This is a genomic window from Arthrobacter sp. MYb23 (assembly GCF_002979775.1).
GTDB lineage: Bacteria > Actinomycetota > Actinomycetes > Actinomycetales > Micrococcaceae > Arthrobacter.
In genome coordinates this window covers 41494-60369 of record NZ_PCPR01000008.1, presented here as the reverse complement: position 1 = coordinate 60369, position 18876 = coordinate 41494, and the positions used below count along the sequence as shown (strand labels likewise).

At 63.3% G+C, this 18876-nt stretch carries 14 protein-coding genes; 7 read left to right on the top strand and 7 right to left on the bottom strand.

The genetic code is table 11. The features are described 5' to 3' along the window. Positions 1–31: 31 nt before the first annotated feature. On the bottom strand, positions 32–1357 hold the full coding sequence (locus CQ020_RS10810; RefSeq protein WP_105691847.1) for an ammonium transporter: 1326 nt from the start codon (positions 1355–1357) through the stop codon (positions 32–34). A 140-nt stretch (positions 1358–1497) separates the two neighbouring features. Then, positions 1498–2739: an MFS transporter gene (locus CQ020_RS10805; protein WP_105691846.1), complete on the bottom strand. Its 1242-nt coding sequence runs from the start codon at positions 2737–2739 to the stop codon at positions 1498–1500. A gap of 144 nt (positions 2740–2883) precedes the next feature. Between CQ020_RS10805 and CQ020_RS10800 the strand changes: the two genes are divergently transcribed. Next, positions 2884–3615, top strand: a complete 732-nt coding sequence (locus CQ020_RS10800) for a glutamine amidotransferase (RefSeq protein ID WP_105691845.1) — start codon at positions 2884–2886, stop codon at positions 3613–3615. A 176-nt stretch (positions 3616–3791) separates the two neighbouring features. Here the strand turns inward: CQ020_RS10800 and CQ020_RS10795 are convergent, their stop codons facing one another. The 4 genes from CQ020_RS10795 to CQ020_RS10780 form a co-directional block, all read right to left on the bottom strand. Beyond that, entirely contained in the window at positions 3792–5417 is a 1626-nt protein-coding gene (locus tag CQ020_RS10795; RefSeq protein ID WP_105691844.1) for an FAD-dependent oxidoreductase, read from the bottom strand. Continuing rightward, the gene (locus CQ020_RS10790; protein WP_105691843.1) at positions 5414–6463 is read right to left on the bottom strand and encodes an alcohol dehydrogenase catalytic domain-containing protein; all 1050 of its coding nucleotides are present in this window, start codon (positions 6461–6463) and stop codon (positions 5414–5416) included. Before CQ020_RS10790 ends, CQ020_RS10795 begins: the two co-directional genes overlap by 4 nt. Positions 6464–6472: 9 nt before the next feature. Then, the gene (locus tag CQ020_RS10785; protein WP_105691842.1) at positions 6473–6790 is read right to left on the bottom strand and encodes a YciI family protein; all 318 of its coding nucleotides are present in this window, start codon (positions 6788–6790) and stop codon (positions 6473–6475) included. Between the two features lie 108 nt (positions 6791–6898). Continuing rightward, positions 6899–7795 carry a LysR family transcriptional regulator gene (locus CQ020_RS10780; RefSeq protein WP_105691936.1) on the bottom strand — a complete coding sequence of 299 codons (897 nt, stop codon included), beginning with the start codon at positions 7793–7795 and terminating at the stop codon, positions 6899–6901. Positions 7796–7898: 103 nt separating this feature from the next. Between CQ020_RS10780 and CQ020_RS10775 the strand changes: the two genes are divergently transcribed. From CQ020_RS10775 to CQ020_RS10750, 6 genes are all read left to right on the top strand, one after another. Further along, on the top strand, positions 7899–8702 hold the full coding sequence (locus CQ020_RS10775; protein WP_105691841.1) for an IclR family transcriptional regulator: 804 nt from the start codon (positions 7899–7901) through the stop codon (positions 8700–8702). Between the two features lie 251 nt (positions 8703–8953). Further along, on the top strand, positions 8954–10315 hold the full coding sequence (locus CQ020_RS10770) for an MFS transporter (protein WP_105691840.1): 1362 nt from the start codon (positions 8954–8956) through the stop codon (positions 10313–10315). 164 nt (positions 10316–10479) lie between these two features. Beyond that, positions 10480–11640, top strand: coding sequence for a Gfo/Idh/MocA family protein (locus tag CQ020_RS10765; RefSeq protein ID WP_105691839.1), 1161 nt, complete (start codon positions 10480–10482; stop codon positions 11638–11640). A gap of 2 nt (positions 11641–11642) precedes the next feature. Continuing rightward, a complete protein-coding gene (locus tag CQ020_RS10760; protein WP_105691838.1) occupies positions 11643–13931 on the top strand; it encodes an FAD-dependent oxidoreductase in 2289 nt (762 codons plus the stop codon). After that, positions 13928–14803: a sugar phosphate isomerase/epimerase gene (locus CQ020_RS10755; protein ID WP_105691837.1), complete on the top strand. Its 876-nt coding sequence runs from the start codon at positions 13928–13930 to the stop codon at positions 14801–14803. The genes CQ020_RS10760 and CQ020_RS10755 overlap by 4 nt, the downstream gene beginning before the upstream one ends. Next, positions 14800–16560 (top strand): FAD-dependent oxidoreductase, encoded by a 1761-nt coding sequence (locus CQ020_RS10750; protein WP_105691836.1) that lies wholly within the window; start codon positions 14800–14802, stop codon positions 16558–16560. The genes CQ020_RS10755 and CQ020_RS10750 overlap by 4 nt, the downstream gene beginning before the upstream one ends. Positions 16561–16685: 125 nt before the next feature. On the opposite strand, the gene CQ020_RS10745 is transcribed toward CQ020_RS10750, so the two are convergent. Further along, positions 16686–18869, bottom strand: coding sequence for a transglycosylase domain-containing protein (locus CQ020_RS10745; RefSeq protein WP_105691835.1), 2184 nt, complete (start codon positions 18867–18869; stop codon positions 16686–16688). Between the last annotated feature and the right edge of the window lie 7 nt (positions 18870–18876).

Below are 18876 nucleotides of genomic sequence, written 5' to 3'. Positions count from 1 at the left end.
CGCCGTCGGCTGCTGTTCTGCGTGTGAGGCTTTAGGCGAAGCTGTCTTCCTTGGCCTCGGGGGCAGCTGGGGCGGGCTTCCGCGAGATCATGGCTGAGAGGTGTGCCTGCTGCTGACGGAAGTGGCCGTGGGCGGTGAGGCCGAATTCGTAGGCGGACTCGGCGTGCTGGGTGAGGTCCACGCCGGTGACTTCGTGCTCCAAGGGGACCCGGAAGCCGATGGTCTTGTGAATGATCCGGCCAATCACCAGCGTGCCCAAACCGGACAGGGCGATGGTGATCAGCACGGCAACCGTCTGGGCAATGAGCTGCTGAGGGCCGCCACCGTAAAGGAGGCCGCCGGCCGTGCCCTCGGTGGGGAAGGCGATGAAGCCCAAGGAGAGCGTGCCGATGACGCCGGCGCCGAAGTGCACGCCCACCACGTCCAAGGAGTCGTCGAAGCCGAACTTGTACTTCAGGTCAACGAACACGGCGCAGGCGGCGCCAGCGACGAGACCAAGGCCGAGGGCAGCGAGCGGGCTGATGTTGGCGCAGGAAGGTGTGATGGCAACCAGGCCGGCCACGACGCCGGATGCCGCACCCAGCGATGTGGGGTGCCCGTGACGGACTTTCTCCACAACAAGCCAGCTCAGCATCGCGGCCGCCGGTGTGACCAGAGTGTTGATCCAGATGAGCCCGGCTTGCTCGGCGGTGGTTGCTGCGCCGCCGTTGAATCCGAACCAGCCGAACCAGAGAATGGCGGCGCCGATCATGATGAACGGGACGTTGTGCGGGCGGTGGTTGGGGTCTTTGGCGAATCCGTGACGCTTTCCCACGATCAATGCGAGGACGAAAGCGGCGGTTCCGGAACTGACCTCAACCACTGCGCCACCGGCGAAGTCGATGACCTGGCCAAAGATTTGAGTAACGGCACCACCGGCGCTCATGAGGCCACCGCCCCAGATCATGTAGGCCAGCGGGCAGTACACCACGGTGATCCAGATCGGTACGAACACTGCCCAGGCGCCGAACTTGGCGCGGTCGGCAATGGCCCCGCTGATAAGGGCCACCGTGATGATGGCGAACGTGGCAGCGAAGCCTGCCTTGATGAGATCGGGCGAACCAATCAGATCCTGCAGGCCGAAGTGTGCAAAGGGGTTACCGAACAGGCCCAGGAAGCCGTCGCCGGTGGTCATGGAGTAGCCCCACAGGACCCACACCACACCGACGATGCCCGCCGAGATGAAGCTCATCATGATCATGTTGAGCGCTGCTTTGGCGCGGGTCATGCCACCGTAGAACAGGCCGAGGCCGGGGGTCATGAACAGCACCATTGCCGCCGACAACATCATCCAGACGTGTTGCGCAGAGATCTCCACCTGCGTTCCCTTCTCATTGAGTCGAACCCCCCGATCAATATTCGGTGAGCTATGTTTCCGACTCAGAAGAGCTAAGTTGCAGGTAAGTTACAGAAATCCCCCGTTCGTGAAGATCACGTCACTGGCATGTTTCGGGGATGTTAACGGCGCTTCTCCCGGGGCCCGGCCGGGTAGCCTCCGCGGCGGCTGGCGATGATGATCACCAAGGCAATCGCCGTGGGCAAGGCAGCGGCCAGAGGCACCAATTGGGCGCCCACGGTGGTGAGGGCGAACGCGCCGTACACAGCACCGACGGCGATCCCCAGCTGGATGGTCACCACAGTGAGACCGTTGGCAGCATCTTTGTGCTCGCCGCCGGCTCTGAGAATCGCGGCCTGGTTGTAGATACCCACCGCGCCGAAAGCGATGCCCCACAGCGTCATCAGTCCGAACGCACCCACCCAGGTGCCGCCCAGTGCAGGAAGCAAGGCGAACGCCAGCGTCAAGAGTACGACGGCGGCAATCACCGAGGTGCGCGGGCGGGAGTCAGCGGTCATGCCGGCAATCCAGATACCCACCAGGCTGGCAATTCCCACCACGGACAGGGAGAGACTCGTGGCGGATTCCGGCAATCCTGAAGCGAGGAGGAACGGCGCTACGTAGGTGAACAGCGTGAAATGGGCCAGCAACAAGAGAGGCCATGCGATGGCGATGGCTACGACGCCCGGCAGTTTCATGGCTGCCCGGAGGGAAGGGGTCTTTTGGCTGGCTTGGTCATGGGCGCCGGGGAGAAGCCAGAAAGCCAGTGCAGCCAACAGGACACCAACTCCCGCCAAGACCAGGAACGAGGCCCGCCAAGTCATGAGGGAACCCATCAACGTTCCGATAGGGGCGCCAACGGCCAATGCGATGCTGTTGCCGCTGAAGACCACAGCCATGGCTTTGCCCACGGAATGAGCGGGAACGATACGGGCCACATATGGCGCCATGCTGGACCACAACATGCCGTGGGCGATGCCGCCAAGGAGTCGCGCCCCGATGGCCCAGCCCAGTGCCGGACTCATGGCAAGGAGGACGTTGCTGAGCGCAAAAGCCAGCACGGTGGCGATCAGCAGGGTCTTGCGGGGAACCCGTCCTGCGAGGAACCGGGAAAGCGGCAGGGCGGTAAAGACGATGATCGCAGCATAGACCGCAGTCAGAGAACCCACGGCAGATTCGTCCACACCCAGATCACGGCTGATTTGGGGGAGCAGACCCGACGGCAGGAGTTCTGTGGTTACTGCGGTGAAGCCGGCAGCCGCCAACACCAACAGGCCGCCCCACGGGATCTTCTTCGGTTGCTGCGTTGCAGCGCGCGACGCCTCGGGTGATGGCGTTCCGACGACCGCGGGGTCCTGCTTCAAAGATTGCTCCTCTGGAATGAGTTAGTTCATGGGGGTTCCTACAACGTTATGCAGCCACGGCGATGCGAGGGAGTCTCTGTCAGAAACCCCCTCCGGTTGGCAACACACTTTGTCCCTCAGTCATTCCTCCCGCAGACTGGGCCTGTGAAGCCCTTTCTCTTGCTGGCCACCCGGGCCGAAGACGCCGCAGCCGATGACGAGTACCAGGCCTACCTCCGGTACTGCGGCTTGAAACCGGAAGAGTTGGTCCGTGTACGGCTGGAATCCGGGCCTTTGCCGGACCTGGAACTGTCGGACTATTCCGGTGTGATCGTCGGCGGCAGCCCTTACACCTCCAGCGATCCTGCCGAGGAGAAGAGCCCAGACCAGATCCGTGTTGAGACGGAACTCTCATCGCTGCTGGATCGGATCGTGGCCGAGGATTTCCCGTTCCTGGGCGCCTGCTACGGCGTCGGCACATTGGGCGTGCACCAGGGTGCCGTGATAGATCGTCAATTCGGCGAAGCAGTGGGACCGACTGAGATCACGTTGACCACCGAGGGCGGGCTCGATCCCATGCTTCGAGGTGTCCCGCGCTCGTTCGAAGCCTTCGTTGGGCACAAAGAGGCGTGCAGCGAACTTCCCGAGCATGCGGTGCTGCTGGCCAGTTCGGCTGCGTGCCCGGTCCACATGTTCCGGATCAAGAACAACCTCTATGCCACTCAGTTCCACCCCGAGTTGGACGCCGACGGCCTGATCACCCGCATCAACATTTACAAGAACTCCGGCTATTTCCCGCCCCATACGGCCGACGAGCTCATCGCCGCCGCCCGGCGGTCATCCGTTACGGAGCCCATGCGGGTGCTCAGGAACTTCACTGAGCTCTACGCCCGCTAGCCCACCCGTTGTGGGGCCCGCTTTGCATCCCCGCCGCCTCCCTTACTTCGCAAGCTCAGTCAGGGAACCCGGACGGCGTGGGCCCTGTTGTCGAATAGCGCGCAGAGTAGGCCTCGCAACGCGAACGCTCGACGGCGGTAGTCGCCGTCGAGCGTGTATCTCCCCGCAAGATGCGGCTACGTGAGCCGACAGGCCAGGTCTTCCCCAACGGCGAAAGCCCGCGTGATCGCCGAGCCCAACGTGGCACCGCCGCCGGGGTAATTATTGCGGAACACGCCGGCAGAAACATTGCCTGCAGCGTAGAGCCCCGGGATGGGAGAGCGCCGGTGGTCAAGCACCCGCCCGTTGACGTCAGTGGCCAGACCGCCCGACGTCCCCAGTACCCCGGCATGGATGGGGACGGCGTAGAACGGAGCAGCAAGCAGAGGCGCCAAACATGGGTTGGGTGTGTTGCCGGCATCGCCCAGAAAACGGTCCTGCGGAGTGGCGCCGCGTCCGAACTCCGTGTCCACACCGAGGGCAGCGTCGGCGTTGAACCGGGCAACCGTGGCCTCTAGCCCGGCAGGGTTGATGCCCAGATCCAGTGCCAACAGTTCAAGGCTCGGCGCGGACACCATCCACTCGGCTGCCAAGCCCGGAGTGGAGCCCGCCACGGGGTACTTTGCTAAGTAGTTGGAGTCGAACACCAGCCATGCGGGGTTGTTCTGTTGCCTGCCCGTATGCGGGTTGATGGACGCGAAGACCCGGCTGGCGTCGTGATAGTTGAGGGCTTCGTTCACGAAACGCTTCCCGTCGCTGTTCACGGTGATGGACCCAGGCAGCGTCATCTCGACATTTCCCATGCGGCCTGAGCGCTGCCCGTCGTACTGATGAGCCGCCGTCGATATGACCGGAACGCCCCACACGGCGGACATGTCCTCCACAGCCGCCCCGGCTTTAAGCCCCAGCTCCAGGCCGTCGCCCTCGTTGGACGGAGCACTGATGGGCGTCACCGGATACGGCAGGAACGCGCTGCGGAGCCGCGCGTTCCATTCGAACCCGCCGGAGGCGAGGACGACGGCGGTCGCGGCCACGTGCGCTCCGGCGCCGCCGCCGAGACGTACGTTCCATCCGGTGCCGGACGGCGACAAGTCCTCCACAGGACTGGACGCAACGATGTGAACTCCACGATCCAAGGCGCTCGCAACAAGGCTGCCCACCAGTGCACCGCCCATGGTCCTGATCCCTGCGGAGGCCCGGCGCTTCAACAGCAACGGATCGGCGGCGCGGCCATTGAGTTCGTCGCGCTCGGTCATAGTGAGCAGCGGGAAATAGGACGACGGCCGGATCAGTTCCGAAAGGCCCGGATAATCCTGGGGATCGAACGCGTTGTTGTCCAGGCCCCTGCCACCATCCGCGGATCCCTTCCACTCCATGTGGTAATCCGGACGGGCGATCGGAACCATGGAAACTTTCGTGTTCCAGTTGAGGAATTCCACGGCCCGCGGCGCCGTGGCGACGTACCATTCAATCTCCTCAGCCGTCATCACATGCCCGGCGGCCTCGGAAAGGTAAGCGACGCCGTCGGCATGGCTGTCCTGGTACCCGGCAGCCTTGGCGAGGTGGTTGTTCGGCGCCCACATCACGCCGCCCCCAGCCGCCGTGGTGCCACCCAGCAGGGCAGCCTTCTCTACAACCAAAACGCTGAGACCGGCGTCGGCCGAGCGGACGGCAGCCACCAGCCCTGCCGCGCCACTGCCCATGATTACGACGTCGTAGCTCGCCTGGAGTTGCTCGGCTGCGGTGAGGATGGGGGTGCTCATTCGGGGGTTCCTGCCGGCATCTCGATAAGGATCTTGCCGATCTTCTCCGTGCGTCCCTGCATCAGGCGGTATGCCTGTTGCAAGTCCGCGAAGGCGAAGCGGTGGGTCATGAGGGCGCTTGCCTTCTCCGGGTGCCGGGCCAGCAGGGCAAGGCCGTCCGGGATGAGGTTCAGGCTCATCCGGCTTCCCATGATGTCCAGCTCCTTGTAGGGGATGTCCTTCATGGAGACGTTGGCCTGCCTGGGGGAAATGCCCACTTGGACAATCCTCCCGGCACTGGCCACAATCCGGATGGCATTCTCCAAAGACGACGGAACACCTGTGGCCTCAATGACCAGCTGCGGCCCGTAGCCCTCGGTGAGAGCCTCCAGCCGAGGTCCCTGATGTGCATCCGGGAAGTCGCTCCCGGGGGCCACCAGCAAAGTGTCCGTGGCGCCGAACTCGACGGCGAGGTCCAGCCGGTGCTGCTCGGTGTCGGCGCAGACCACGGTGACTCCCAGCTCTGTCAGATACAAGGTGGCTAACAAACCGATGGGACCGCTGCCCAGCACCAGTGCGGTTTCCCCTGCCTTAGGCCGGCCACGATTGACTGCCTGCATGGCGATGGATGCTGGTTCTCCCATGGCTGCCATATCCAACGGAAGTCCGTCCGGCACTGGACAGAGCTTGTCCAGGGGAACGCTGATCAACTCACTGAGTGCCCCGTCCGAGTAGCACCCCAGGCAGCCCACGTTCTGGCAGACGTTATAGCGGCCCGTCAGGCATGGGCGGCACTCGCCGCAGTAAATGATGGGGTTGACGGCCACGCGGTCGCCGATGCTGATGCCGTGATTCTCTCCGTGGGTGAGTGCCTCCACGATCCCGGAGAATTCGTGACCCTGGATGAGGGGCAGGTCCGTAGGGTAGTCGTCTTCCCAGATGTGGAGATCGGTGCCGCAGAGAGTGACGTTGTGGACCCGGACCAGGGCGTGGCCCGGTTGAAGGCTTGGCTCCGGGGAGTTCCGGAATTCAATGGTTTCTTTGGAGACGGTGACCGCGGAGAGCATTCCTGGACCTCAGTTCTGAACGGCCGGCGCAGCTGAAACATCGGCCTCGGCGCCAAAGAAGATGTTCCACTGGCGCACGGTCCGTTCCTGGATGAGTCCGGCCTGCTGGAACGGATCCTGGTCCATGAGGGCTTCGACGTCCGCTTTGGTATCGCCGGCGATGATCAGCAACGCACCGGGAGTTTCTTCGGGGCCGAAGGGTCCGCTTTTCAGGAGGCGACCGCCGTCGAACTGGGCTTTGAGGAACTCAACGTGAGACGGGCGGACCGTATCCCGGCTGGTGGATGTTGCGGGGGAGTAGGCATAGGTGACAGCGAAAGTGGCCATGAGGTTGTCCTCTTCAGTGAGTGGGGGCTTTCCTCAATGCTGGGCAAGCTATTAGGTGTTGTCCAATACTTAGTTGGTCTATAACTATGTGCAGCAAGTACATAGTGGCTAGTCGGCGGGGGTGGGGAGCACTTCTTCGGCCAACATGAGCGCTGCGCGGACGGCTGGCGATGAGGCTTCCGGGTTCCATGCGAGACCTGAAAACAGCAGAACGTCCTCCCCTGCCAAGGAGAGGAAGACGGTGGCGGCCGGCATGATTTCCCTGATGGATTCGGGCATCAGGCTGATGCCCACTCCGCCTGCCACCAAGGAGAGGGCTGTGTACGGATCGGCCACTTCCTGGCTGATGCGTGGCCGGAATCCAGCGGCTGCGCAGGCTGCGAAGGTGACGTCCCGCAGTGTGGACCCTTGAGCGGCGGGCATGGTGATGAACGGGTCGCCCGCGAGAGCTGCCATCTCCACCGAAGGTTGCCCGGCCAGCGGATGGTCCGCAGGAACCGTGACTCCCAGACGCTCCGTGGCAATCCGGCGGGTGGCTAAAGTTGGCGAGTCGACCGGGAGGCCAATGAAGGCCAGATCCAAGACGTTGTTGCTTAACTGATGGAGTGCTTCCTGGGTCAGCAGCCCACCGTGGAGTGTCACCTCCAGCTGTGGGTAATGCTGGCGGAGAGCGCGCGCCAGAGGGGGAAGCGTGGTGTGGTTCAACGCCCCGGAAAAGCCAATGGCGAGCTTGCCGTAAACGGTCCCGGTGCCGGCGTTCACTGCCCGGCGGGCCAGGTCCACTTCGTCGAGGATTCTCCTGGCGTGGGGCAGCAGTGAATGGCCGGCTGCCGTCAGCGTGACAGACCGGGTGTTGCGCTCGAACAGTGCTGCTCCCAAGCTCTTTTCAAGCTTCTTGATGGTCTGGCTCAGGGGTGACTGCGCCATCAGGAGCCGCTCTGCCGCGCGGCCGAAGTGAAGTTCTTCGGCCACAGCCAGGAAGGCCTCAATTTGCCGCAGTTCCACATTGCCTCCCACATTTTCACGGTCAAGTGCAAGGCTATATTGGGTTTCACGTCCGGGATGGCCGGGGAGGCCGGGATGGCCGGGGAGTAAAACGGGAGGCATCATGGCTAACTCAGCGTCGGGGGAGTCCGTCATTGAGCGCGTCGTCAAGATCATGGATGCGTTCTCCAAAGGCCAGCCGTGGCTTCCCTTGAAAGAATTGGTCCGGATTACCGGGATGTCCAGCAGTACCGTGCATCGGCTCGCCATGGACCTTGCCTCCAGCGGACTTTTGGAGCGTAATGCTTCGGGAGAGTTCGGCGTAGGTATGAAAATGTGGGAATTGGCATCCCGCAGCAACCCCTTGGAGGAGTTCCGACGCAGAGGACTGCCGTTTTTGGAAGGCGTGCATGCTGCCGTCCGGGAGCACGTGGCATTGTCCATCCCTGACGTCGAGAACAACAGTGTGCTCTACCTCGAACGGTTGGACCGGCACGGAACCGTCATGAACCTGGCCGAGGTGGCTGGCCGTCTGGACATCCACACCACATCCTCCGGAATGGCCATGATGGCGCACATGCCGGGCTGGGTGCAGGATCGTTTCCTGGCCGGGAAGCTGGAGAAAACCACTCCGGCTACGGAGACAGATCCTGCAAGAGTCAGGGCCAACCTCGCACTGATCCGGGAGCGCGGCTACGCCCGGTTGGTCGGCGTCCTCGTTGCGGAGAACACGGCCTATTCCGTGCCGGTGTTTGGCCAGGGGCAGGCAGTCATTGGTGCCATTTCCGTCGTCGTGCCTTCCGTGGATGAAGACGCCGGGCTGATCTTGCCGGTGCTGGTGGCGGCGGGTCGCGGTTTGTCCAGAACCATGGGTGCTGAGCGCCGGCCGTATGGGTCCCGCCCGTGGCTGTCCCACGCCGCTGACTAGCCAGTCTCGGTCAACCAAGCGACTGTCCCGTTCAACGGGAAGTTTCCCCTCGGCTTGTGACCTGGGTCCTACAGTCGATCCCAGAGGAACTATCGCCAGTGACCCGGACCATACATCCTGAATTCGTTATCAACGGCCACAGGATGGACTGCCCAACAAAGCGGCAGCCGGCGATGCGTGACTCATCTAATTCTTTGCCGGGCAAGGCACCATGGCGGTGCCACTTCCCGCGCACTCAATGAGGAGACAGTATGGGAAACGTGCAGCAGCACTCGCCCTCGGACGTCAACCCGGCAGCGCCGGTTGAGCACGTCAAAATGCCCAAGAAGGCGGCCCTCGCCTCCTTCCTTGGATCCACTCTGGAGTACTACGACTTCTTCATCTACGGCACCGCCGCCGCCCTGATCTTCCCCAAGATCTTCTTCCCGGGCGGAGACCCCGTGGTGGCACTCCTTGGAGCGATGGCCACGTTCGGCGTCGGATATCTGGCCAGGCCGCTGGGTGGCCTGGTGATGAGCCACTACGGGGATAAGATCGGCCGAAAGCAAGCGCTGATGATCACGTTGGTGATCATGGGTATCGCGTCCATCGGCATAGGATTCCTGCCCACCTACGGGCAGATCGGCTACTGGGCAACGGCGTTGTTACTGGTAGGCCGTTTAGCCCAAGGCTTCTCCGCCGGCGCCGAAGCCGCAGGTGCGTCAACACTCACCATGGAGCACTCACCGGAAGGCCGCCGCGCTTTCTTCACCAGCTTCGTGATGACCGGATACGCCTCCGGAATGGTGCTCTCCACCATCGTCTTCATTCCGCTGGCCGCACTGCCCGAAGAGCAACTCCTCAGCTGGGGTTGGCGTGTTCCGTTCTGGCTTTCGGTAGTGGTCCTCGCTGTCGCGTATTGGATCCGGACCCGGCTTGATGAGCCTCCTGTGTTCGAAGAAATTGTGGAGCACAACAAGCCCAAGTCGATCCCCGCCGTCGCAGTTTTCAAAACGCAGTGGCGTGACGTCCTGCGCGTTGGCGTGGTGATGCTCTTCTCCGTCATGCAGACCACCTTCACCGTGTACGCCCTGGCCTACGCCACCGGACCGGCCGTGGGCATCGACCGCACGCTCATGCTCACCGTGAACGCCGTAACCATCGGCCTCTCCATGGTGACCATTCCCATCTCCGCCATGATCTCGGACCGCATTGGCCGCAAGAAGGTCCTGCTGGTGGGAGCCCTCGGCTGCGCACTGACCACCATCGGCTACTTCTGGGCCATCAGCGAGCAAAACATCCCCATGATCTTCCTGTTCGGCTTCCTGAACATGACAGTCTTCTACTCCTGCTGGAACGGCGTGTGGACCGTCTTCTTCCCGGAGATGTTCCCGGCAGCCGTCCGCTACTCCGGCATGGCGATCGGCAGCCAGATCGGCCTGATCCTGGCCGGGTTCGCACCCGCCATCGCAACGCTCTTGGCACAACCCGGACCCAACGGTTGGTGGCCTGTAGCAGGCTTCACCATCCTTTGCCTGGCAGCCTCGGCCATCGCCATCATGACGGCCCGCGAGACCTACAACGTCCCGCTCGAGGACCTCGGCAAACCGCGCGGCGCGCTGGTAGACGGATAAAGCACGACGCCGGGCGGCGGGACCCAGCCGCCCGGCACCCCCGTTTCGCCTCGCAACCGCTCCGCACCCCGCTTCGCCTCTAGTGATCCCACCGCGCCACTGACTCCGGCGCCCGCTATATCCGAACTCACCCCTACGACTCATGCCCTGAAAGTTGGATACCCATGACTTCGTCAGCAACCGCACCCCGTACCTTCCGCGTTGGAATCGCGGGTTGCGGTGCCATTTCCCGAAACCACCTTGAAGCGTTCCGTGCCTTGGACAACGTGCAGATCGTTGGCGTGTGTGATGTGGATGCGGAGCGGGCACGGGCCACAGCGGAAGCCTGGGGCATACCGAATGCGGTAACAAGCGTGGAAGAACTCCTCACCCTGGGCTTGGACATCGTCTCCGTTTGCACGCCGCATCCCACCCACGAGGAAGTGGTGCTGCAAGCTGCGGCGGCAGGGGTGAACGTTCTTTGCGAAAAGCCGATTGCCACCCAGCTGGAGTCGGCCGAGCGCATGGTGGCGGCCTGCGAGAAGACAGGGGTCCAGCTGGGGGTACTCTTCCAGCGCCGCTTCTGGCCGGCCTCGCAGAAGATCCGCACCGCCATCGACGACGGCACGTTGGGCAAGGCAATCATGGCCCAGTGTTCAGTCATGCTGCACCGTGCCCCGGACTACTACAACCGCGATGCGTGGCGCGGCACGTGGGAGAGCGACGGCGGCGGGGTCCTGATGTCCCAGGCCGTCCACCAGATTGACCTTCTCCAGTGGTACTTGGGGGACGTCGCCGAGGTCTATGGCCAGGTCAACACCTACCGACATGGCGACTACATAGAAGTAGAGGATTCCGCGACGGCGGTGATCACCTTCACCTCCGGAGCCATGGCCACGCTACAGGCCTCCACCGCGGTGTCTCCCAACCTCGGTATCCAGCTCCGCATCACCGGCGAAACCGGGGCTTCGGCTTCCCTCACGGAGTTTCCGGAAGGCAGCGACGGACGGCTGGACCTGTGGGCGGTGGGCGAGCGAATCGTCGTCGAGCCTGTCCACCCGGAAGGAGTGGAGCCGAACGTCGATCTGTCCGTCATCAACGGCCAGCTGATCCCGTTCCATAAACTACAGGTCCAGGACTTTGTCCAGGCACTGGAAAACGGGACGGACCCCGCTATTACCGGCAAAGACGCCCTGAAATCCTTGCGGATACTTCTCGCCGTTTACGAATCTTCACGCACAGGCCAACCCGTCCGCTTCGCGCCGGCACAGCCCTCCCACGCAGCCATTCCCTCAGCCCGCGCAGCGACCAAGCAGTTGCGAAGCCGAGAGAAGGTGGCGGGCTAAGCATGGCTTCTTCACCATCAGCAGCATCACCACTGACCCTGGGACGCAACGGCCGCACCCCCAAAACCCTTCGCAACCGCTTGGCCTCCGCACCCATGGAACGCAACTACGGCACCACGGACGGCTTCATCACCGAGCAATACATCGACTACCTCGTGACCCGTGCCAAAGCCGGCCTCGGCATGGTCACCACGGAGGCCACCTACGTCCGGGCGGACGGCAAGGGCCGCACCCACCAGCTCGGCCTGCACACGGATGACATGATTCCCGGGCTCCGCCGCCTCACCGACGCCCTGCACGCCGAAGGTGCGCTGGCCGCCGTCGAACTTAATCACGGTGGCCGCACCGCGCAATCGGCAGTTTCGGGCTTCAAGAACCTCGCGCCGTCGCCGGTTCCCTGCCCGACGGCGGGTGGTGAAGTTCCGCGGGAACTTACCGCCGCTGAGTGCTATGAACTGGTGGAGGCTTATGCTGCCGCGGCGCGGCGCGCAGTGGCCGCAGGCTTCGACGTGATCAATCTGCACGGTGCACACGGCTACCTGATCCACCAGTTCATGTCGCCCATTTCGAACCACCGCACGGACGAGTTCGCGGCACCGGAGTTCTTCATGAACCTGGTCATCGACGCCGTTCGGCAGGCCGCTCCGGACACGATCGTGGGCATGCGTGTCTCGGTAGTGGAAGGTCCGGCCGACGGCATCAGCGCTGAGCAGCAAGTGGGCATCATCGCCAAGGCCCATATGGAGAAGCTCGACTTCCTGGACCTTTCCGCGGGCAGCTACGACGCCGGCGAATGGATCGTCCAGTCAGGGGAGTGGAAGCCCGGGATCCTGGCCGACTACGCCAAGGCCTACCGTCAGTTCGGACTCCCGCTGGGCATGGCCGGACGGCTCAACAGCCCGGAAATCATCGAGGAAGTCCTATCCCAAGGCACCTGCGACTTCGTCAGCCTTGCCCGCGCCATCCATGCCGATCCCGCGTTCGTGGGCGGGGTGCTGCGCGGCGACCGCTACCGGCCCTGCATCGCGTGCAACGTGTGCATCGATAACCTTGGCCTCGGTCAGGTCACTTGCACGGTCAATCCGGCGGTGGGGCGTTCACGGGTCCCGGTTCCAACACCAGCCGTTCGACCGGAGTGCCGGGTGCTGGTGGTGGGTGCCGGACCTGCCGGCCTCACCGCCGCGCGTGAACTCGCCGAAGCCGGCGCCAGCGTGACGCTGGTGGACGACGGCGCGCGGCCCGGCGGGCAGTTCGCGCTCGCTGAGCGCATGAAATCGACGCCGGACTTCCACCGCTTTGCCGATTGGTCCAGCGCGGAAAACGAGCGCCTGGGTGTTGAGGTTCGTCTGGGAGTCCACGTAGACACGTCCGACGCCGGCTCGCTGGCCCGCGATTTCGGCGCAAACGCAGTGGTGGTTGCTACGGGCGGGCTGCGCCCGGCTCCCGGGTTCGTGGGCGGCGACTCTCCACTCGTTTCTGACATCCGGGATTGGCTCGCTGCTCACCCGGACGTGCTCGACGGCGGCCCTGCCGGTCCTGTGGGCAGCGCGCTGGAGGCTGTGACAATTTGGGGTGCGGATTCCGTTGCCATGAGCGTGGCCGACACCCTTGCTGCACTTGGTACTGCTGTGCTCATCGTCGGGCCACAGGAAGCCCTGGCTCCGGAGTCCGGCCGCCGTGCCAAGATCCTCGCAGTACCCCGGCTTGAAGCCAATCCGAAGGTACGGATCTTCCTGTCCAGCACCCTCGAGGAGTTTGACAGTAGTGGGGAGCTTGGCGGCAACAGGAAGTTTGGCGGTAACAGGGTACGGATCAGGCGTTCCGGTGGGGCCGACGAGTGGATTGACGCGCCCGGCGAGCTCTTGATCTCGCGTTCGGTGCTGCCGCTGGACGGGTCGTTGACACCGGCGCAGCCGCTGGGCGGGTCTTCGACGTTGGACGGGTCTTTGGCACTGGAGCAGCCACTGTCACAGGAGCAGCCACTGACACTTGAGCAACGGGAAACCGAGCTCAGCTTGGCCGCTTCCCTCCCCATCGTTTTTGCGGGAACGGTCGTGGACAAGACACCGGCCATCGTGTCCAACGCGGTCAAGAGCGGCTACGACGCAGCCCAGCGTATTGCCGCGGCGCTGGCTCGCACCGACACCGCTAGCACCCCCTCCACACCCACCCCCTCCGCCGAGATCGCTGGAACGGTGCCGGATCGCCGGAGAGCTCCGGCGAATTCGCAGCAATCCGGCGACCTCGCCGACACTCAGCATGACTTCACCCTGAACGGAGCCCGAAAGTGACCACACCAACGCGCCGGCTGGGAATTGCCCAGCTCTCCCTCGTCGGAACCGCACCGCCGGATCTGGTGAGCATCGCGGCACAGGCGGGCTTCGACTTCATAGGAGCCAGAGTCCGGCCTGTCACCACCACAGAGCGGCCATATGACCTCCAGCCCGGCTCTTCAATGCTGAAGGAGACTCTGAAACGGATGGCGGATACAGGGATCACGGTTGAAGACATCGAGTTCCTCCTGTTGGACGGCACTGGCCTGCAGAACGGACAGGATCAGCGTGAAGCCTGGCTGCAGATGATGGAAGCGGGCAACGCCCTCGGGGCATCAAGCCTGACCGTGGCTTGCGCAGACCCGGACCTTGGCCGCTTCGGAGACCATCTCGCGCAGATGACCCAGGACGGTAAGGCCTACGGAATCATGCCCACCTTGGAACCCATCGCCTATCAAACCGTTCGTTCCATCCCGGAGGCAGCGACGTTAGCCCAGCGGGCAGGCTGCAGGATTGTTGTTGATGCCCTCCACGTCAACCGCTTCGGCGGCACTATGGCCGAACTCGAAACGGCCGCGCATCTGGTTCCCTTGATCCAACTCTGCGACGGTCCCGCCGCCCCGCCGTCCAGCAGGGAAGCCCTGATTCTCGAGTCGCGATCGGAACGGGGGGTTCCCGGGGAAGGTGAATTCGACCTCCGGGACATACTCGAGGCCTTCCCTGCGGAGACCCGGGTCAGCATCGAAACGCCATCCGACTCCAAGGTGGCCGAAATCGGCGAACTCGCATGGGCCAAACACCTCAAAGCGGCCGCAGATTCCGTCCTCAACACCCCAGCATTCAACACCGCACCACTCAACACCGCAGCATTGACCGGGAGCATCAAATGAACGGCAACACCCTCCGCACCGTGGACTGCGACGTCCTGGTTATCGGCTCAGGCGCCGGTGGGATGTCCGCAGCTGTCACGGCTGCATTCCACGGGATGAAAGTCATCGTGGTCGAGAAATCAGAGGTCTGCGGCGGTGCCACCTCTTGGTCCGGAGGCTGGGCCTGGGCGCCGGGCAACCCGTTGGCGAAGGCCGAAGGAGTCAACGAGGAAGAGGAGACCTTCCGGACATACCTCCGGGAGGTTCTCGGTGACGACTACCAGGCCGACAAGGTGGACGCCTTCCTCGAAGCGGCACCGCATATGGTGGGCTTCTTCCACCACAAGACTTCCCTCCAGTTCGTTCCCGGCAGCAAGATCAACGATATTTATGGGACGCTCCCCGGAGCAGGCACCGGCAACCGCTCCGTGGGCCCCAAGCCGCTGAACGCCCGCACCATCAAACCCGGCCTGAGAGCCAAGATGCGTCATCAGCTCTACGAAACCTCGTTCCTGGGCATGGGAATCATGGCAGGTCCGGACCTTGGTAAGTTCCTGTCGGCATCCCGGGGCAACCCCAAGGGCCTGTTTCACGCGGGTTGGCGCTTCGGATTCCACCTCCTGGACCTGCTGACGCATCGTCGGAACATGCAACTGGTCAATGGCACGGCGCTGACCGGAAGGCTCATGAAATCCGCTGATGATCTTGGTGTGGACATCCGTGTCTCGACGCCGGCCACAGCGCTGCTCAGCGATGAAAACGGCAAGGTGAGCGGCGCCGTCGTGCGTTCGCCGGAAGGTGAGTTGCAGATCAACGCGGGACGCGGCGTCGTGCTGGCAACCGGCGGCTTCCCCAACGATGTGCAGCGGCGCAAGGAGCTGTTCCCCAAGACGCCCACCGGCCGGGAGCACTGGACGCTCTCCCCGGCGGAAACCACAGGTGATGGCATCAACCTGGCGCAGGCCGTGGGTGCACGCTTCACCACCGCAGTGAAGTCGCCCGCCGCCTGGTGCCCGGTGTCTTTGGTGCCGTTCCGCAACGGCAGGACCGGGGTTTTCCCGCACATCATGGACCGTGCGAAGCCTGGCAGCATCGGTGTCCGCGCGGATGGGAAGCGGTTCGTGAACGAGGCCAACGGCTACTACGACTATGTGGAGGCGCTTCTCGCCGCTACCCCTGAGGGCGAAACCGTGGAGTCGTGGCAGATCGCGGACAGCCGTTTTGTCCGCAAGTTCCCCTTGGGAATGGCCAAGCCGCTGCCCGTGCCGCTCTTCCCGTATCTGCGCTCCGGCTACCTCATCAAGGGGCGGACGCTGGAGGAATTGGCGACGAAATGTGGGATCGACCCCACGGAGTTGCGGCGGACCGTGGCGCGCTTCAACGCCAACGCACGAGCCGGGGTAGACCCCGATTTTGGCCGCGGCGAAACCGCGTTCAACCGCTACGGCGGCGACGTGACGCATGGGCCCAACCCGTCACTGGGGCCCATCGAAAAGGGGCCGTTCTATGCCGTGCGGGTCGTTCCGGGGAGCTTCGGGACATTCGCCGGGGTGGAAACTGACGGCCGCGGCCGGGCGCTGAATAACGACGGCGGTCCCATAGATGGTCTCTATGTCGCCGGCAACGATCAAGCCAACGTCATGGGCGGGCACTACCCGGCGGGCGGCATCAACCTGGGACCGGCATTGACGTTCGGGTACATCGCTGGTCGGGACCTCGCCGGCGTCGCTGCATATGAGGACGACGGCACACAGGCGGAGGTGGAGCTCGCCCGATAGCGACCGTTGTGGGGCCAGCTTTGCATCCCCGCAGCCTCCCTCACTTCGCAAGCTCAGTCAGGGAACCCGGGCGGCGTGGGCCCTGCTGTCGGATAGCGCGCAGAGTAGGCCCCGCAACGCCCGGGTCAGCGGCGCGTGGGTTGTGGCGTCACCGGAACGGTGGGCGCTGGGGGAGGGGCCGGTGCTACGAAAGGCCCGCTTGGGTACAGGGACGTGGCTGTCATCATGTAGTTGGCCCACTGCGGGCCCGCAATCATGTAACCGTCCAAAGACTTGTAGAACTTGCCGTTGATGGTGATGTTTTGCCCGGCCCGCTGCTGTCCCGCTGACGTGTCCCCGAAGAACGACGCCGTTGCCAGACTGGTGGTGTAACCGGCCACCCAGGTGGCGCCGTTGTTGTTGGACGTGCCCGTCTTGGCCGCCACCGGTACCTGGCTCTGGACCTTGGGGTTGATGTACACGCCTGATCCCATCTTCAGGACATCCTGCAGGACGGCGTTCACGCCCCGCGCCACGGCTGGTTTCACGGCCTCCCTGCATTCAGGCGTTTGGGCTTGAAACTTACGCCCTTGGGCATCGCTGATCCCGGTGACGGCGATTGGCTTGCAGTAGGTGCCGTCGTTCGCGAAGGTGGCGTAGGCGCTCGCCAGGACTACAGGGGCCACTCCAATGGAGCCAAGGAGGTTGCCGATCTGGTGCATGTTCACCGGCGCGTTGTCCAAGCCGCTGTGCAAGCCCACGGTGTCCACCATTTTCTGGATCCCGCAGAAGTCCAGCTGGGCTGCGGTGGCAAAAGTGGCCGTGTTGATGGAGTTGTACAGGCCGTAATTGATGGGCATCGGACGGTAGTAACCGTCGTCGTTGTTTTGCAGGTCGTCATCGGCGCCCAGGTTCTGGGCCTTCTGGGCGGTGCTGTAACCGCCAAGGACTCTGCCGCAGCTTGAGCGCCAAGGGAAACCTACGGGGTAGACCCGGCGGGAAGCGTCAACAACGGCGGTGGGATTCTTGCCTTCATTGAGCCACTCCGCATAGATAAATGGCTTCATGGTGGAGCCAGGCTGGAAACCGCCCGCGCCATTGAGGTCATAGCCGTTCTCGTCCTTGGAATCCACGTTGAAATTCAGCTGGGTATCGTACTTCCCGTCCTGGGGTACGAACACCGTGTTTTGGGCCATGGCAAGGATTTTCCCGGTGCCCGGCTGGACGGTGGTCATCGCGGCACCCCACTTATCCGGGTTAGGTCCGGCGGAGGCATCAACCTGTTGCTGTGCGGCGTTCTGAAGCCGGCTGTCCAACGTGGTGGTGATGGTCAGGCCGCCGCGGTAGAGGAACCTTTCACGTTCCTCCACGGTGGAACCATAGGTTTCGTCGTTGAGGATGAGGTGGGAGACGTAGTCGCAGAAATAGGTGGCAAACGAGGTACCGGCGCAGCCTTGCAGTGACGGGGTGATGTTGAGCTCAACCGGAGTGGCTACTGCCACGCCGTGATCCACCGCAGTGATCTTGCCCTGTTCCAGCATCCGGTCCAGCACCAGGTTGCGCCGGTTGAGTGCAGCCTGGGGGTCCACAATGGGGTCATAAATGCTGGGTCCATTGACCAAACCAGCCAGGAGTGCTGCTTGAGGCAAGGTCAGGTCCATCGCGGAGGTGCTGAAGAAATAGCGGGATGCAGCTTCGATGCCGTAGGCGTTCCGGTTGAAGAACACGATGTTCAGATATCCCTCAAGAATCTGATCCTTGCTGAACCTCTTCTCCAGCTCCAGTGCGAGCTTAACTTCGCGCAGTTTGTCACCCACGCTCTTCTGTCCGCTGAGCACCACATCCTCCGGACGCCCCTCGGACAGGCGGGACTCGTTGAGCACGTTGGTGACGTACTGCTGCGTCAGTGTGGAAGCGCCTTGCCGGGTGCCCTGTGTCAGGTTTGAGCTCAGCGCCCGCATGATGCCCTGTGCGTCCACGCCTGCGTGTTCGTAGAAGCGGTTATCTTCGATCGCGATGATCGCCTCGCGGATGAACGGGGACATCTCCTCCAGCGGGACCTTCACACGGTTCTCGGCATAGAAGGTGGCGATGAGCTGGCCGTCCGCAGATACCACGGTGCTGGAGAGGGAAGGGGAATCGACGTTGAGCTCGCTTGGCAGGCTTTGATAAAATCCGATGGAACCGCCCACGGTGGTGCTGGTGAAGGCAACCACGGGTGCCAGGAATCCTGTGATCAACACCCCGCAGAGGGTGCTCACGAAGAAGAACCCAAAGATCCTCAAAAGGACCTTGCCCAGACCTATCTTTGGACCCTTGTTCCGCGCCATTTCGTGC

Coding starts and splice junctions, on each gene's coding strand:
- CQ020_RS10760 (WP_105691838.1), top strand. CDS start 11,643: ATGGCTTCTTCACCATCAGCAGCATCACCACTGACCCTGGGACGCAAC.
- CQ020_RS10770 (WP_105691840.1), top strand. CDS start 8,954: ATGGGAAACGTGCAGCAGCACTCGCCCTCGGACGTCAACCCGGCAGCG.
- CQ020_RS10775 (WP_105691841.1), top strand. CDS start 7,899: ATGGCTAACTCAGCGTCGGGGGAGTCCGTCATTGAGCGCGTCGTCAAG.
- CQ020_RS10785 (WP_105691842.1), bottom strand. CDS start 6,790: ATGGCCACTTTCGCTGTCACCTATGCCTACTCCCCCGCAACATCCACC.
- CQ020_RS10765 (WP_105691839.1), top strand. CDS start 10,480: ATGACTTCGTCAGCAACCGCACCCCGTACCTTCCGCGTTGGAATCGCG.
- CQ020_RS10750 (WP_105691836.1), top strand. CDS start 14,800: ATGAACGGCAACACCCTCCGCACCGTGGACTGCGACGTCCTGGTTATC.
- CQ020_RS10745 (WP_105691835.1), bottom strand. CDS start 18,869: ATGGCGCGGAACAAGGGTCCAAAGATAGGTCTGGGCAAGGTCCTTTTG.
- CQ020_RS10795 (WP_105691844.1), bottom strand. CDS start 5,417: ATGAGCACCCCCATCCTCACCGCAGCCGAGCAACTCCAGGCGAGCTAC.
- CQ020_RS10790 (WP_105691843.1), bottom strand. CDS start 6,463: ATGCTCTCCGCGGTCACCGTCTCCAAAGAAACCATTGAATTCCGGAAC.